13 protein-coding genes are annotated in these 14,553 nt (G+C 64.1%); 4 read left to right on the top strand and 9 right to left on the bottom strand.

The genetic code is table 11. The features are described from left to right. Window positions 1-370: 370 nt before the first annotated feature. A complete protein-coding gene (gene mnmA, locus F1735_RS03435; protein WP_167235614.1) occupies window positions 371-1,486 on the bottom strand; it encodes a tRNA 2-thiouridine(34) synthase MnmA in 1,116 nt (371 codons plus the stop codon). Window positions 1,487-1,512: 26 nt separating this feature from the next. Then, the gene (locus F1735_RS03430) at window positions 1,513-1,998 is read right to left on the bottom strand and encodes an NUDIX hydrolase (RefSeq protein ID WP_167235613.1); all 486 of its coding nucleotides are present in this window, start codon (window positions 1,996-1,998) and stop codon (window positions 1,513-1,515) included. A 245-nt stretch (window positions 1,999-2,243) separates the two neighbouring features. Here F1735_RS03430 and F1735_RS03425 point away from each other — a divergent pair, with 245 nt between their 5' ends. The 3 genes from F1735_RS03425 to F1735_RS03415 all read left to right on the top strand — a co-directional run bounded on the left by F1735_RS03425 (window position 2,244) and on the right by F1735_RS03415 (window position 5,295). Beyond that, window positions 2,244-3,356: a Re/Si-specific NAD(P)(+) transhydrogenase subunit alpha gene (locus F1735_RS03425; RefSeq protein WP_167235612.1), complete on the top strand. Its 1,113-nt coding sequence runs from the start codon at window positions 2,244-2,246 to the stop codon at window positions 3,354-3,356. A gap of 149 nt (window positions 3,357-3,505) precedes the next feature. Next, window positions 3,506-3,838: a proton-translocating transhydrogenase family protein gene (locus F1735_RS03420; RefSeq protein WP_167235611.1), complete on the top strand. Its 333-nt coding sequence runs from the start codon at window positions 3,506-3,508 to the stop codon at window positions 3,836-3,838. Then, on the top strand, window positions 3,835-5,295 hold the full coding sequence (locus F1735_RS03415) for an NAD(P)(+) transhydrogenase (Re/Si-specific) subunit beta (protein WP_167235610.1): 1,461 nt from the start codon (window positions 3,835-3,837) through the stop codon (window positions 5,293-5,295). The genes F1735_RS03420 and F1735_RS03415 overlap by 4 nt, the downstream gene beginning before the upstream one ends. Before the next feature lie 82 nt (window positions 5,296-5,377). Here the strand turns inward: F1735_RS03415 and F1735_RS03410 are convergent, their stop codons facing one another. The 3 genes from F1735_RS03410 to F1735_RS03400 all read right to left on the bottom strand — a co-directional run bounded on the left by F1735_RS03410 (window position 5,378) and on the right by F1735_RS03400 (window position 8,143). Continuing rightward, window positions 5,378-5,833 carry an Hsp20 family protein gene (locus F1735_RS03410; RefSeq protein ID WP_167235623.1) on the bottom strand — a complete coding sequence of 152 codons (456 nt, stop codon included), beginning with the start codon at window positions 5,831-5,833 and terminating at the stop codon, window positions 5,378-5,380. 640 nt (window positions 5,834-6,473) lie between these two features. Continuing rightward, complete coding sequence (locus F1735_RS03405; protein ID WP_167235609.1) at window positions 6,474-7,031, bottom strand: hypothetical protein; 558 nt, start codon at window positions 7,029-7,031, stop codon at window positions 6,474-6,476. A gap of 221 nt (window positions 7,032-7,252) precedes the next feature. After that, the gene (locus F1735_RS03400; RefSeq protein WP_167235608.1) at window positions 7,253-8,143 is read right to left on the bottom strand and encodes a sensor domain-containing diguanylate cyclase; all 891 of its coding nucleotides are present in this window, start codon (window positions 8,141-8,143) and stop codon (window positions 7,253-7,255) included. 303 nt (window positions 8,144-8,446) lie between these two features. Between F1735_RS03400 and F1735_RS37845 the strand changes: the two genes are divergently transcribed. Continuing rightward, the gene (locus F1735_RS37845) at window positions 8,447-10,111 is read left to right on the top strand and encodes a methyl-accepting chemotaxis protein (protein ID WP_167235607.1); all 1,665 of its coding nucleotides are present in this window, start codon (window positions 8,447-8,449) and stop codon (window positions 10,109-10,111) included. A 109-nt stretch (window positions 10,112-10,220) separates the two neighbouring features. Here F1735_RS37845 and F1735_RS03390 read toward each other — a convergent pair whose 3' ends face one another. Genes F1735_RS03390 through F1735_RS03375 form a run of 4 tightly spaced genes read right to left on the bottom strand, consistent with a single transcriptional unit; the run spans window position 10,221 to window position 14,509 of the window. Continuing rightward, window positions 10,221-11,369: an FAD-dependent monooxygenase gene (locus F1735_RS03390; RefSeq protein WP_167235606.1), complete on the bottom strand. Its 1,149-nt coding sequence runs from the start codon at window positions 11,367-11,369 to the stop codon at window positions 10,221-10,223. After that, the gene (gene pepP / locus F1735_RS03385; RefSeq protein WP_167235605.1) at window positions 11,369-12,721 is read right to left on the bottom strand and encodes a Xaa-Pro aminopeptidase; all 1,353 of its coding nucleotides are present in this window, start codon (window positions 12,719-12,721) and stop codon (window positions 11,369-11,371) included. Before pepP ends, F1735_RS03390 begins: the two co-directional genes overlap by 1 nt. Further along, window positions 12,718-13,440 (bottom strand): N-acetylmuramate alpha-1-phosphate uridylyltransferase MurU, encoded by a 723-nt coding sequence (murU, locus tag F1735_RS03380; RefSeq protein ID WP_167235604.1) that lies wholly within the window; start codon window positions 13,438-13,440, stop codon window positions 12,718-12,720. Before murU ends, pepP begins: the two co-directional genes overlap by 4 nt. A gap of 13 nt (window positions 13,441-13,453) precedes the next feature. Beyond that, the gene (locus F1735_RS03375) at window positions 13,454-14,509 is read right to left on the bottom strand and encodes an aminoglycoside phosphotransferase family protein (RefSeq protein ID WP_167235603.1); all 1,056 of its coding nucleotides are present in this window, start codon (window positions 14,507-14,509) and stop codon (window positions 13,454-13,456) included. Between the last annotated feature and the right edge of the window lie 44 nt (window positions 14,510-14,553).

Below are 14,553 nucleotides of genomic sequence, written 5' to 3'. Positions count from 1 at the left end.
GCTGCTCTGGGGTAGAATTCATGTCGGGCAAGGTGTGTTCGTGCTGATAGGGTAGGTTTTTAGATAACTCCCATTCTATCAATCACTTACGGCATTCTTGCCCTTTTTTGTGCAAAATTCAGGCTAGGGAGCTTGTTGTGCGCGACACCCACCTGGTTTGCGCCGCCCGTTGCTCGTCGGTTCCGCCACCACTCTCGTCGTTCGCGCCTCTACCTCGTCGTTCCCGCGCAGGCGGGAACGACGACGGTGGTGGCTGGAACGACGACGGTGGTGACTGGAACGACGAGGTAGCGGCGGGAGCGGCGACGGTGGTGGCGGGAGCGACCGATTGGTGGCGCGCATGGCGCAGCAGCCGGCGACCATCACGTCATTATCCCGCCGTCGATCCCGCGATAATCCCGCCGCCCAGGCACACGTCGCCGTCATACAGCACGGCCGACTGCCCCGGCGTGACCGCCCACTGCGGATCGGTGAAGCCCAGGCCGAAATTGCCCATGCCGTCGGGCGTCAACACGCACGCCACGTCGGCCTGGCGATAGCGCGTCTTGGCCGACATGGCGCGCGCCCCGGGCGCCTTGCCCGCCACCCAGCTGGCCTGGTCGGCGTGCAGGGTGCTAGATAACAGCCACGGGTGGTTGTGCCCCTGCACGATGTACAGGGTGTTGTTCTCGATATCCTTGCGCGCCACGTACCAGGCGTCGCTCGAGCCATCGTCGTTCCTGTACTTCTTCATGCCGCCCACGCCGATGCCCTTGCGCTGGCCCAGGGTGTAGAACGACAGTCCCACATGCTCGCCCACCACGGTGCCGTCGTCGGTCTGCATCGGCCCCGGCTTGTACGACAGGTAGCGGTTCAAAAAGTCGCGGAACGGCCGCTCGCCGATGAAGCAGATGCCGGTCGAATCCTTCTTGGCGGCGTTCGGCAGCGCCAGCTTTTCGGCGATCTTGCGCACTTCCGTCTTCGGGATTTCACCGAGCGGGAACAGGGTGCGCGACAACTGCGCCTGGTTCAGGCGGTGCAGGAAATAGCTCTGGTCCTTGGTATGGTCGAAGGCCTTGAGCAGCTCGAAGCTGTTGCCGTTTTCGCGCACGCGCGCATAGTGGCCGGTGGCGATCAGGTCCGCGCCCAGGTGCATCGCATGGTCGAGGAAGGCCTTGAACTTGATCTCGGCGTTGCACAGCACATCCGGATTCGGGGTGCGCCCGGCCTGGTATTCGCGCAGGAAGTCGGCGAACACGCGGTCCTTGTATTCGGCCGCGAAATTGACCGCTTCGATATCGACGCCCACCACGTCGGCCACGCTGGCCGCGTCGATCCAGTCCTGGCGCGTCGAGCAGTATTCGGAATCGTCGTCGTCTTCCCAGTTTTTCATGAACAGGCCGACCACGTCGTAGCCCTGCTCCTTGAGCATCCATGCCGCGACCGAGGAATCGACTCCGCCCGACATGCCGATCACGACTTTCTGCTTTTTCCCTGCGTTTGCCATTGCAATAAATCCGTCTAAATTCCGTCTTAAGTTAATCCACCCTCGAACACCGAGGCGTGGGTGTGCAGCATCGCCAAAGGCATGCGCTGCCCCGCCAGGTAGTCGTCCACGCACTGCAGCATCAGGGGGCTGCGGTGGCGCTCCTGGCAAGCGGCCATGTCATCGCGCGTCATCCACAAGGTGCGGATGATGCCGTCGTCGAGCGCCTGGTCATGCTCTTGCCCGGCCTGGCCGCAAAAGGTGAAGCGCAGGTAAGTCACGTCGGTGCCGCGCCGCTTGGAGGTGTAGCGCGACATGTACACGCCCACCAGCGCCTCGGGCATGAAGTCGTACGCCGTCTCTTCCAGTACTTCGCGCACCACCGCCTGGGCCAGCGTTTCGAGCGGGTCGAGGTGGCCCGCCGGCTGGTTCAGGCGGATGCCTTCGCTGGTCTCTTCTTCAATCAGGAGGAACTTGCCATCACGCTCGATGATGGCGGCAACGGTAACGGAGGGTTTCCAGATATGCGGCATGCGTGTCCTTCAAAATGAGCCATCATTTTACCTTCATGCAGCATCGGTTGCCGATCCGGCATCGAACACAAGCGTAAAACACGGATGCGGGTATTGATCTGATACAAGAAAACGCGGGATTTTGCGCATTGCGCAGTGCAACCGGTTTGGATGTGGAGGACTTCGTCTAGAAAAAACGGATGGTCGTGCTATTTTTAGGTTTGCGTGTACTATCGTGAGCAGTTTATTAATTCTATGGAGGCGTCATGAGAATAGGCATACCGGCCGAAACGCGGTCGGGTGAAACCCGTGTTGCAGCAACTCCCGAGACGGTCAAGAAGCTCGCCGTCAAGCACCAGGTGGTGGTCCAGGCGGGCGCCGGCCTGATGGCCTCCGTCACCGACGACGCGTATGCCGCCGCCGGCGCCACCATCGGCAGCGCGGCCGATGCATTCGGGTGCGACGTGGTGCTCAAGGTACGCGCACCGAACGCCGCCGAACGCCCCCTCATGCAAGCCGATGCCGTGTTGATCGGCATGCTCAACCCTTTCGACACCGATAATATCGCCGCCATGGCGGCCGCCCGCCTGCGCGCCTTTGCGCTCGAAGCGGTGCCGCGCATCACGCGTGCGCAGTCGATGGACGTGCTCTCGTCGCAGGCCAACATCGCCGGCTACAAGGCCGTGATGATGGCCGCGAACGCTTACCAGCGCTTCATGCCGATGCTGATGACCGCCGCCGGCACCGTGAAAGCGGCGCGCGTGCTGATCATGGGCGTGGGCGTGGCCGGCCTGCAGGCCATCGCCACCGCCAAGCGCCTGGGCGCGGTGATCGAAGCGTCCGACGTGCGCCCGCCCGTCAAGGAGCAGGTCGAGTCGCTCGGCGCCAAATTCATCGACGTGCCCTACCTCACCGATGAAGAGAAGGAAATCGCCAAGGGCTCGGGCGGCTATGCGCGCTCGATGCCGGCCGACTGGATGCGGCGCCAGGGCGAACTGGTTCACGAACGCGCCAAGCTGGCCGACATCATCATCACCACCGCCTTGATTCCCGGCCGCGCCGCGCCGGTGCTCATTTCCGAAGAAACGGTCAAGGCCATGAAGCCCGGCTCCGTGATTGTCGACCTGGCCGTCTCGCAAGGCGGCAACTGCCCGCTGTCGGAACTGAACAAAACGGTCACCAAATACGGCGTCCACATCATCGGCGAGCCGGACCTGGCGACCCTGGTGGCGGCCGACGCCTCGGCCCTGTATGCGCGCAATGTGCTCGATTTCCTCAAGCTGGTCATCGACAAGGATGAACAGCTGGTGATCGACCGCGAAGACGAGATCCTCAAGGCCACCCTGGTGTGCGCCGACGGCGAGGTACTGCGCAAGTAGAACGCGGGGCGCCACAGCGCTACAGCAACGATCAGGCAACGATCACGCAACGATCACGCAACGATCAGGCAACGATCAGGCAACGATCACGCAACTAAGGGAGGACGGGCCGCGGCCCGTTGTCACATCAACGTCAAGAGGGAGGCAACATGGAAGTCAGTCACACCATCATCAATCTCATTATCTTCGTGCTGGCCATTTACGTCGGCTACCACGTCGTCTGGACCGTCACACCCGCACTGCACACGCCCCTGATGGCGGTTACCAACGCCATCTCGGCGATCATCATCGTCGGCGCCATGCTGGCCGCCGGTCTTACCAGCGGCATCGTCGGCCAGGTGTCCGGCACCCTGGCGGTGGCGCTGGCGGCGGTCAATGTGTTCGGCGGCTTCATGGTCACCCAGCGCATGCTCGAGATGTTCCGTAAAAAGGAGCCGAAAGCGAAGGCCGCGCCAGCAGCCAAGGCGGGGGAGCACGCATGAGCTACATCAGCATGAACCTGGTGACGATGTTCTACCTGATCGCGTCGGTGTGCTTCATCCAGGCGCTCAAGGGCTTGTCGTCGCCGGCCACCGCGCGTACCGGTAACGCCTTCGGCATGAGCGGCATGGCCATTGCCACCATCACCACCGTGGCGCTGATCTTCAAGCTGCAGGCGCAAGCGGCCAGCAGCGGGGGCCTTGGCTTCACCCTGGTGCTGATCGGCGTGGTGGTGGGCGGCGGCATCGGCGCCTTTGCCGCCAAAAAGGTCGAGATGACCAAGATGCCGGAACTGGTCGCTGCGATGCACTCGCTGATCGGCCTGGCCGCGGTCTGCATCGCGATCGCCGTGGTGGCCGAACCGTGGGTGTTCCAGATCACGACGCAGGGCGTGGCGCTGCCGTTCGGGAACCGCCTGGAACTGTTCATCGGCACCTTTGTCGGCGCGGTGACCTTTTCGGGTTCCGTGATCGCCTTCGGCAAGCTGTCGGGCAAATACAAGTTCCGCCTGTTCCAGGGCGCGCCGGTCAGCTTCCCGGGCCAGCACATGCTCAACCTGGGCATCGCGGTCGCGCTGATCGCGCTCGGCCTGGTGTTCTGCTTCGCGCCTGGCGTGGAGCCGGCCTGGACCCCGTTCATCATCATGGCGGTGCTGGCGTTCATTCTCGGCGTGTTGATCATCATTCCGATCGGCGGGGCCGACATGCCGGTGGTGGTGTCGATGTTGAACAGCTATTCCGGCTGGGCGGCGGCGGGCATTGGTTTTTCGCTCAATAACTCGATGCTGATCATCGCCGGTTCGCTGGTCGGTTCCTCCGGCGCGATCCTGTCGTACATCATGTGCAAGGCGATGAACCGCTCGTTCTTCAACGTGATCCTGGGCGGCTTCGGGGGTGATCCGGCGGCGGCCGTCGCCGGCGGCGCGCAGGAACAGCGTCCGGTCAAGTCGGGTTCCGCCGACGACGCGGCCTTCATCATGAGCAATGCCGAAACCGTGATCATCGTGCCGGGCTACGGCCTGGCGGTGGCGCGCGCCCAGCACTCGCTCAAGGAACTGGTCGAAAAACTCACCCACAAGGGCGTGATCGTCAAGTACGCGATCCATCCGGTGGCGGGACGCATGCCGGGCCACATGAACGTGCTGCTGGCCGAAGCCGAGGTGCCGTACGACCAGGTGTTCGAGATGGAAGACATCAACGGCGAATTCGGCCAGACCGACGTGGTGCTGGTGCTGGGCGCGAACGACGTGGTCAACCCGGCGGCCAAGGATCCCAAGTCGCCGATCGCCGGCATGCCGATCCTGGAGGCGTACAAGGCCAAGAGCATCATCGTCAACAAGCGTTCGATGGCGTCCGGCTATGCGGGGCTCGATAACGACCTGTTCTACCAGGCCAACACGATGATGGTGTTCGGCGACGCCAAGAAGGTGATCGAGGCGATGGTCAAGGCGGTCGACTAGAATCAGCGGCAAGCAATCAGCAGCAAAAAAACGCCGCCCTGTCACAGAGGGCGGCGTTTTTTTATGGGCCGGCAGGCTGCGGTCAGGCGGCCTGGCGCTGTTCCAGCACCTGCACGTTGTCGCCGCCGTCGATGACGATGCGGCGCGGCTTGAGGGCCTCGGGCACTTCGCGCACCAGTTCGATGGTCAGCATGCCGTTGTCGAACGAGGCCGTGGTGACCTTGACGTGGTTCGCCAGCTGGAAGCGCTGCTCGAAATCGCGTGCCGCGATGCCGCGGTGCAGGTAGGTAGGCTGCGTGTCCTCTTTCTGCTTGCGGCCGGTGATCTGCAGACTGTCGCGCTCGGTGATGATCTCGACTTCCGACCGGTCGAAGCCGGCCAGCGCCATCACGATGCGGTACTTGTCGTCGCTGACCAGTTCAATGTTGTACGGTGGATAGCTGGGCTGCGCGTCGGCGCGCTGCGATTCGAGCAGGGTGGCCAGGCGGTCGAAGCCGATAGCGGAACGATACAGAGGAGCAAGGTCGAATGTGCGTATGATAAATATCCTTTTAGAAGTTAAGCGATAGGTTGACGGACCTCCGTGGAGCATCCGTTGAATCCAATCTAAAGGCGGGCACGACTATTTTCAAGGCCTTGAAAAAGACGGTTTTTTGCCCAATAGGCCGAAAAATATCCTGAAAATTTTTTGATCGGGCAAAAATGATTCGGCGGCCTCGTCCGCGCCGCCGCTCCTCTTGCCGCCGCCGCGCGCATGCAAGCAGGAAACCAAATGCACGAGTGTTGTACCTGTTGCCGGCAGGCCTCCTGCGGCAAAGTGTCTCGTTTGGGTGTCTATTCTTGTCTCTTTTTGTCTCGTTTTGTCTTGTTTGAACCAAGCCCCCGAGCCGCTAGCCAAATGAGACAAAACGAGACAAAACGAGACAGAACAAGACAGCGAAACGAGACAGTTTGCCGCAGCAGGCCGCCCGGCAATAGGGACAACGCTCCGCTGTTTGCGTAACGGTTTGCAACTCAGAGCCAGGACAGGAGCACGGCATGCCGCGGCGGGCGGGGGCACCGTGTACGTGCCAGCGGAGCTTGAAAGAACCGTAGCGAGTGATGCACGTTCAGCCGGCCACTTGCAAGGGGGCGGCTGGCGCGTTCTCTCGCCGCTCGCGCCGGTTTTTCGAGGTCCCCTACAGCGTGCGGGTATAGATCAGCGTGTAGGTATCGACACGCTCTAGCTGCCCCTTTGAGGGATCGAGAGAACGTACCTGCAAGGTGGCCGCGACGTACACATTGGCGGTGCGGTCATCGTACTCGACGACGATGGTGGGATTGCCCAGGAATGGCGCCTTGGCGTACACCCGTTCCGGGTGGGCGTACGGAATGCGGGGATCGGGAATTTCCTTGTTGAGGTCCACGGTGTGGCTCAACTGCGTGCCGTCGCGCGCGCGCCACTTCATTTCCATCAGCCCGGTGAACGCCTTGTAGTAACCCGCTGTCGAGCCGGGGACCCGGTTGATGTCGGACGCCAGTTTTTCGCGCGCGACCTGGGTGACGCATAGCTGGCTGACCAGGCCCGCATAGTTCAGCCAGGCGTTGGTGACGCCACTGTAGCAAGTCAGTCCAATGTTGTGCGTCGAATAGCCGATCCCCTTGTCGTTCGATGTCGCGGCGCATCCTTGCAGCAGTAAAAGTCCAGCTAACAAAGGACCGAGCGCTTTTGTTGCTAACGATGTTGGTAGGTTCATGCCGGATTTCCTTTGATGGTCAGGGGCGCGGCAGCGATCGGCCCAGGCATCGGGTCAATGAGCATGCCGGTCGCAGCGTGCGGGTAGGGATCAGTGTGTACGTGTACGCAAAAAGTATATTTTGCATCATTTCAGAGCGTGCGCAACATCATTTTTTGTTGCTTACCGCTCAAACAGGGTCATTGCGGGCCATGCAGCTTCGCAGGCAATGAGGCGATGCCTCAGCCGCCGCGCACCCGATTGCGGCCCGCGTTCTTCGCCTCGTACAGCGCCGCGTCCGCGCGCGTGAGCGCCTCGTTGAACGGCATCCCCGGCGCCAGCTGCGCCAGCCCGATGCTGATCGTCACGCGCACCTGCTCGCCGTGCGGCGTGACGATGGCGCCGTCTTCCACCGCTCCGCGAATGCGGTCCGCCACCACGTTGGCGGTAGCGCCGTCCAGCCCCAGGAACAGCAGGCAGAATTCCTCCCCGCCGGTGCGCGCGACAAAGTCGGTGGCGCGCGAGGCCATGCCGATCAGGCCCGCCACCGCAACGAGCACCGTGTCGCCGGCGGCGTGGCCATACTGGTCGTTGACCTTCTTGAAGAAATCGATATCGGCGATGCCCACGCAGGTCAGCGCGCCGCTGCGGGCCGCCCGTGCGCAGGTGAGCAGCGCTTCCGCGTCGAAGGCGCGCCGGTTCGGCAGGCCGGTCAGGGCATCGCTCAGCGCCTGCTTTTCCAGCCGCGCCAGCAGCGCATCGCGCTCGGCCTCCATGCGGCGGTGCGCGCGCAAGTCTTCCAGAAAGGCGCCGAAGTAGCGCTTGCCCTCGTGGACGCCGAGGTCGATCGCCTTCATTGCGATCGGGACCATCTCGCCGGTGCGGTGCCGGCTCGCGAATTCGCGCACCTGCCCGAGCACCGTCGACTCCTTGCAGCTGTCCAGGTAGGCGCGCACGTAGCGCTCGTGCTGGCCCGCCAGGTTGGCCGGCAGCAGGCCGGTCAGCGGCTGCCCCAGCGCCTCGCCCGGCGCGTAACCCGACAAGGTCTGCATCGCGCCGTTCTGGTAGCGAATGGCGCCGAGCGCGTTCTCGAGCAGGCGCAGGGAGACAGTGCAGGGCAGGGTGTCGAGCATGATCGGAGCCGCAGGGACGGGGGACTGTACCGACCTTAGCATACAAGTTTCTCAATATCATGAAAAATTGCCGGGATTTCGCGCAGCTTGACCCTTGGCGACATCAATGAATACAAGCACACAACATTGCTGTTCCGCTTGTCGCATCACAAACACAAGACGCGCTGAATTTGTCCTATGTTGATATTGCGCTATTTAACTCGCCGGGCAAGTTCGGTATATTTCTTTGGGGATAGTATTTCTTATGTCGCATCACGCCATGTGCAAGCGGCCCGGCAACCGACAACTGAAAGGTCAACGACCATGTTTAAGAACGTGACGATCAAGGCACGGCTCATTTTTGTCATCGGGGTAATCAGCGCCATTTCGCTGGCGATCGGATTGATCGGCTTGCGCAACCTGAGCGTGACCAACGCCTCGCTCAAAACGGTGTACGAGGACCGCCTGGTGGCGGCGGGCATGCTGGCCGAAGTGCTCACGCAGATCCAGCAAAACCAGAACACGCTGGCGTTGGCGGTCAGCGGCGACCCGGCCAAGCTGCCCGAGGCCGGTAGCGATGTCGAGCAGCGTGTACAGAGCAATACGGCGCTCTGGGGCAAGTACATGGAAACCTATCTGACGGAGGAAGAGAAGACCCTCGCCGCCAAATTCACGGCCAGCAGGGAAACCTTCGTGACGCAGGGGATCAAGCCGACGCTGGCGGCGTTCAAGGCCAAGGACGTGCCGGGCGCCGTCGCGCTGGTGCAAGGTGCGCTCACTCAGAACTTCCAGCCGGTGCGCGACCATATGCGCAACCTGATCAACTACCAGCTTACCGTCGGCAAGTCCGAGTACGAGCAGGCTACGGCACGCTTCGAGACGGCGCGCGCGCTGGCCATCGGCCTGATTGTGCTGAGCATCGCGCTGGGCTTGATGATGGGTACCGCGCTCATTCGCGGCATCTCGCGCTCGATCGCCGAGGCGCTGCGCTTCGCCAACAACATCGCCGGCGGTAACCTGACCGACACCGTCAAGATCGAATCGAACGATGAAATCGGCCAGCTGCTGGCGGCGCTGCAAAAGATGAACGACAGCCTGGTCGAAGTGGTGCGCCGGGTACGCAGCGGCACCGAGACGATTTCGGTGGCGTCCTCCGAAATCGCGGCCGGCAACCTGGATCTGTCGAGCCGCACCGAGGAGCAGGCCAGCTCGCTGGAGGAAACCGCGTCGTCGATGGAGGAACTGACCTCCACCGTCAGGGCGAGCGCCGACAACGCGCGCCAGGCCAGCACCCTGGCCGCGACCGCGTCGGACGTGGCCACCAAGGGCGGCAACGTGATCGGCAATGTGGTCGATACGATGGGGCGCATCAATGAGGCCAGCAACAAGATCGTCGACATCATCGGCGTGATCGACGGGATCGCGTTCCAGACCAATATCCTGGCCCTGAACGCGGCGGTGGAAGCGGCGCGCGCGGGCGAGCAGGGACGCGGGTTTGCGGTGGTGGCGAGCGAAGTGCGCAACCTGGCGCAGCGCTCGGCCCAGGCAGCCAAGGAGATCAAGGGCTTGATCGGCAGTTCGGTCGAGCAGGTCGAAGCGGGCAGTAAACTCGTGAACGAGGCGGGCAGCACGATGGACGATATCGTCCAGAGCATCCGCCGCGTGACCGACATCATGGGCGACATTGCGGCGGCCAGCGCCGAGCAGACCCTGGGGATCGATCAGATTAACCAGGCGGTCACGCAGATGGATCAGGTGACGCAGCAGAACGCGGCGCTGGTGGAAGAAGCGGCGGCGGCGTCGGAAGCGATGCAGGACCAGGCGCGCCAACTGGCCGAGGTGGTCAGCGTGTTCAAGTTGAGTGCGGGCGTGGCAGCGGCGGCGCCGCGGCAGATGGCGGCCAGGCCGGCGCCGAAAGCGGTGGCGCGCGCGCCGCTGAAGAAGCAGTTGTCCAGCACCGCGCCGACCGAGGATTGGGAAGAATTCTAAGCGCGTCGTTCCCGCGCAGGCGGGAACCCAAGTTATTCGCCCAAGCTACGGCAGGTACTTGGGTTCCCGCCTGCGCGGGAACGACGGTCTTCAATCTACCGGCTGGCGCTCACCGTCGTCCGTACATCATCCACTCCCCCAGCAAATTCTTGGCCGGGTTGAAGGTATCGAGCAGCCCTAGCGACAAGCCCAGCAGCGCCTGCCCCGGCCCCTGATGCGCGAACGCGCGCGCCATGCTGTCGGTCAGCTCCACCACCAGCTTGCGGTCCGTGCGGCGCTCCTTCGCAAACGCCTCCAAGGCCGCCGGCCCCGCATCGCGCGCCAGCAAGCGCGCCAGCACCGCCGCGTCGCGCAGCCCCAGGTTCAAACCCTGCCCGGCCACCGGATGCAAGGTCTGCGCCGCATTCCCGATCGCCACCGTGCGCCCGGTCGCACCCGGATCGGCATTCAGGCCGAGCGGATACGCAACGCGCGCGCTGGTTCCGGTCATCCGTCCCAAACGCTGCCCGAACGCCTCGCCCAGCTGCGCCAGGAAGCGCGCGTCGTCCAGCGCCAGCAGCACTTGCGCGCGCTCCGGCCGCACGCACCATACGAGCGCATATTGATGGCCGTCCGGGCCGTCCTGCGGCAGCATGGCCAGCGGCCCTTCTTCGGTAAAGCGCTCGTACGCCCGATGCGCAAGCGGCGCGCTGGTGCTCACGCGCGCAATGACTGCCGTCTGCCGGTAATCGTGCGTGCGCGAGCGGGCATCCTGTTCGCCGGACACGCCGCCTTCGGCCTGCACCACCACCGCCGCCTCCAGCGCGCGCCCATCGTCGAGCGTGAGGGCGACGTTGTCCGCATGCTCCGCATGCCCGGCCACGCGCGCCGGCCGCAGCACCGCCACCCCGGCGCGCTCGCACGCCCCCGACAGCGCCGCCACCAGGTCGCCATAACGCGCCACATAACCGAGCGCCTCGACGCCATGCTCGCTGCGGTCGATCAGGCTGCGTCCGAACTGCCCGCGCCGCGACACATGCACCTGGTGGATCGCCGTCGAAGGCAGCGGCCAGGCGCCGATGTCCTCGAGCAGCATGCGGCTGCCGTACGACAGCGCGATCGAGCGCGGGTCGGAGAGGGCCACGCCGAGCGCCTTGGCGTCGATCAGGCCGATGCGCGTGCTGTCCATGCCGCGCCGCGCCAGCAGGGCGGCCAGCGCCATGCCGACCGGCCCGGCGCCGCAGATTGCCACGTCAAACTTGGTAGGTGTTGTATCCATCAGGGTCGCATCAGTTGTTCGATATCGTCGGCCAGCTTGGGCGCCGCCGCGCTCAGGATGGTGTGGCCGTCTTGCGTGAGCAGCACGTCGTCTTCGATGCGGATGCCGATGTGCCAGAACTGTTCCGGCACGCCTTCGGCGGGACGCACGTAGATGCCCGGTTCGACCGTCAGCACCATGCCGGGCCGCAGCGGGCGCGATGGCTTGTCGTCGAGCGTGACGTCGCGGTAGGCGCCGGCGTCGTGTACGTCCAGGCCCAGCCAGTGGCCGGTGCCGTGCATGTAGAACTGCTGGTGCGCGCGCTCGGCGATCACGTCGTCGACGCCGCCGAATTTGTCCTTCGCCAGCAATCCCAGGTCGAGCATGCCCTGCGCCAGCACGCGCGTGGCGGCGTCGTGGATGTCGCTGTATTTTTGGCCCGGCCGCACCACCGCCAGCGCGGCGTTCTGCGCGGCCAGCACCAGCTCGTAGAGCGTGCGCTGCGGCCCGCTGAAGCGGCCGTTGACCGGGTAGGTGCGGGTGATGTCGGCGGCGTAGCTGTCGAGCTCACAGCCGGCGTCGATCAGCACCAGGTCGCCGTCGCGCGTTTGCGCGTTGTTGGCGTTGTAGTGCAGTACGCAGGCGTTCGCGCCAGCGGCCACGATCGGCGTGTAGGCCGGATACTGGGCGCCGTTGCGGCGGAACTCGTGCAGCAGTTCGGCCTCGATTTCATATTCGAACATGCCCGGCTTCGACGCCTTCATCGCGCGCGCGTGCGCCAGGCCCGAGATGGTCGCCGCGCGCAGCATCACGGCTTGCTCGGCGTCGTCCTTGAACAGGCGCATCTCGTCGAGCATCGCCAGCAGGTCGTGCGCCACCGCCGGCGCGGTGACGCCGGCGCGCGCCTGGCGCCGCACCGCCAGCAGCCAGTTCTTCATCTGCATGTCGAGCGCCGCGCTGTGCCCGAGCGCGTAGTACGCGGCCGGGGCGTTGGCCAGCAGCCTGGCCATTTCGCTATCGAGTTCGTCGACCGGGAAGGCGCAATCGAATCCAAAGGCGATGCGCGCGCCGTCGGGACCGTGGCGAAAGCCATCCCAGATTTCGCGCTCGACGTTCTTCTGGCGGCAGAACAGGATGGCCTGCGCCGCCGTGGTGCCGTGGGCGGCCACCAGCACCAGCACGCTGTCCGGTTCCGTAAAACCGGTCAGGTAGTAAAAATAGCTGTCGTGGCGGTACGGGTAGTCGCTGTCGCTGTTGCGCTGTACTTCGGGCGCGGTCGGCAAGATGGCCACGGCGCCCGGCTGCATGGCCGCGCACAGGCGCGCGCGCCGGGCCGCGAATGGCGTACTTGTGTGGCAAGGCGCGCTGCTCATGATTGCGCCTTGCGCGCGCCCAGCGGCGCGTTCAGTTCTTCCAGTTGCGCCACGGTGCCGACGTTGACCCAGTCGCCCTCGTAGATTTCGCCGCCGACCTGGCCCAGGTCCGCGTACTGGCGGATCAGGGCGCCCAGGCGCGCATGCGTGCCCGGACGAATAGCCTTGAACATCTCCGGCCGGTACACCCCGATGTTCGAAAAATTCCACTTCTGCTCACCGTGGTTGGCCACCTGGTACATGGTCAGAGCGAAGTCGCCCTCAAGATTGTGGAAGGGGTTGGGCGTGAGGTAGATCCAGCAGGCGTCGCGTTTCTCGGGCGGGTAGGGCTGGCCCCACATGTCTTCGTCGACCAGCACGTCGGTCACTTGCGCAAAATCGAAGTACGGGCAGTAGATGTCGGCCGACAGCACCAAAAACGGTGCGTCGCCCAGCAGGTGCAGCGCGTTGGCGATGCCGCCGGCCGTTTCCAGCGCCACCGTTTCGGGCGAGTAGACGATGCGCGCGCCGTACTTGCCGCCGTCGCCCAGTTCACGCTCGATCGCTTCGCCCATGTACGCGTGGTTGATGACGATCTCGGTGATCCCGGCGCGTACCAGGTTCAGGATATGCCAGACGATCAGCGGGCGACCGCGCACCTTCAGCAGCGGCTTGGGGCAGGCGTCGGTCAAGGGGCGCATGCGTAAGCCGCGGCCGGCGGCCAGGATCATCGCTTTCATGATTGGCTCCCCATCAGAAGGTGTAGCCCACTTGCGGCACCTTGTCTTCGAAGGCGTCGAGCAGGCGCGCCAGCGGCTTGAGGACGATGTAGCGGTTGCAGGTCTTGCGCACGTAGTCGATCACGGTCGGCAGGTCGCCCAGGTACACGCCCTTGCCGTCGCGGTAGTTCAGGCGGCAGAAGATGCCGAGGATTTTCAGGTGCCGCTGCAAGGCCATGAATTCGAAGTCCTGGTAGAACGCGTCGATGTCCGGATTGACCGGCAGCCCGACCGCCTTGGCGCGCTGCCAGTAGCGTACCACCCAGTCGAGCACGATTTCTTCGTCCCATTGCACGTAGGCGTCGCGCAGCAGCGAGGCCAGGTCGTAGGTGACCGGGCCGAACACGGCATCCTGGAAGTCGAGCACGCCAGGGTTGCCCTGGTCCATGAACATCAGGTTGCGCGAATGGAAATCGCGGTGCATGAAGACTTGCTGCTGGGCCAGGTTGTTGGCGATGATCGCGTCGAACACCTTGGCCAGGGTGGCGCTCTGGACGTCGGTCATGGTCACGCCCAGATGCTTGCCGACGAACCATTCCGGGAACAGGTTCAGCTCGCGTTCGATGAAGGCGCGGTCGTACTCGGGCAGCACGCCCGGCTCGCTGGCGAGCTGGAACTTGACCAGCGCGTCGACCGCGTCCGAGTACATGAACGGCGCGTTGTCGACGTCGAGCCGTTGCAGATAGGTGGTGCTGCCCAGGTCCGACAGCAGCAAAAAGCCGTTGGCCACGTCCTGCGCCACGATGGCGGGCACGCTCACGCCGGCGGCCAGCAGCAAGCCTTGCACATGGATAAAGGCGGGCACGTTTTCGCGCTCGGGCGGGGCATCCATGGCGATCAGGGTCGCGCCCAGTTTGGCGCGCAGTTCAGGGGCGACGTCGAGCCGGAAGTAGCGGCGGAAGCTGGCGTCGGCCGAGGCCGGACGGCGCGATTCGACCTGGACCAGGCCGAGCGTGCCGAGCCAGGTGGTGAGCTGCGTCAGGCGGGTGTCCGACGATGTTGCGGGGGTGGTGGGGAGCGATGAGGACATGTTGCAGCCTGAGAATCCGATTGAAGGTGAAGATTCCCATATAA

Origin of the sequence: Massilia genomosp. 1, from assembly GCF_011682185.1 — a bacterium.
Classification (GTDB): domain Bacteria; phylum Pseudomonadota; class Gammaproteobacteria; order Burkholderiales; family Burkholderiaceae_D; genus Telluria_A; species Telluria_A rubra.
The sequence above is the reverse complement of the archived record's forward strand: the minus strand, read 5'-3'. Positions and strand labels throughout refer to the sequence as shown.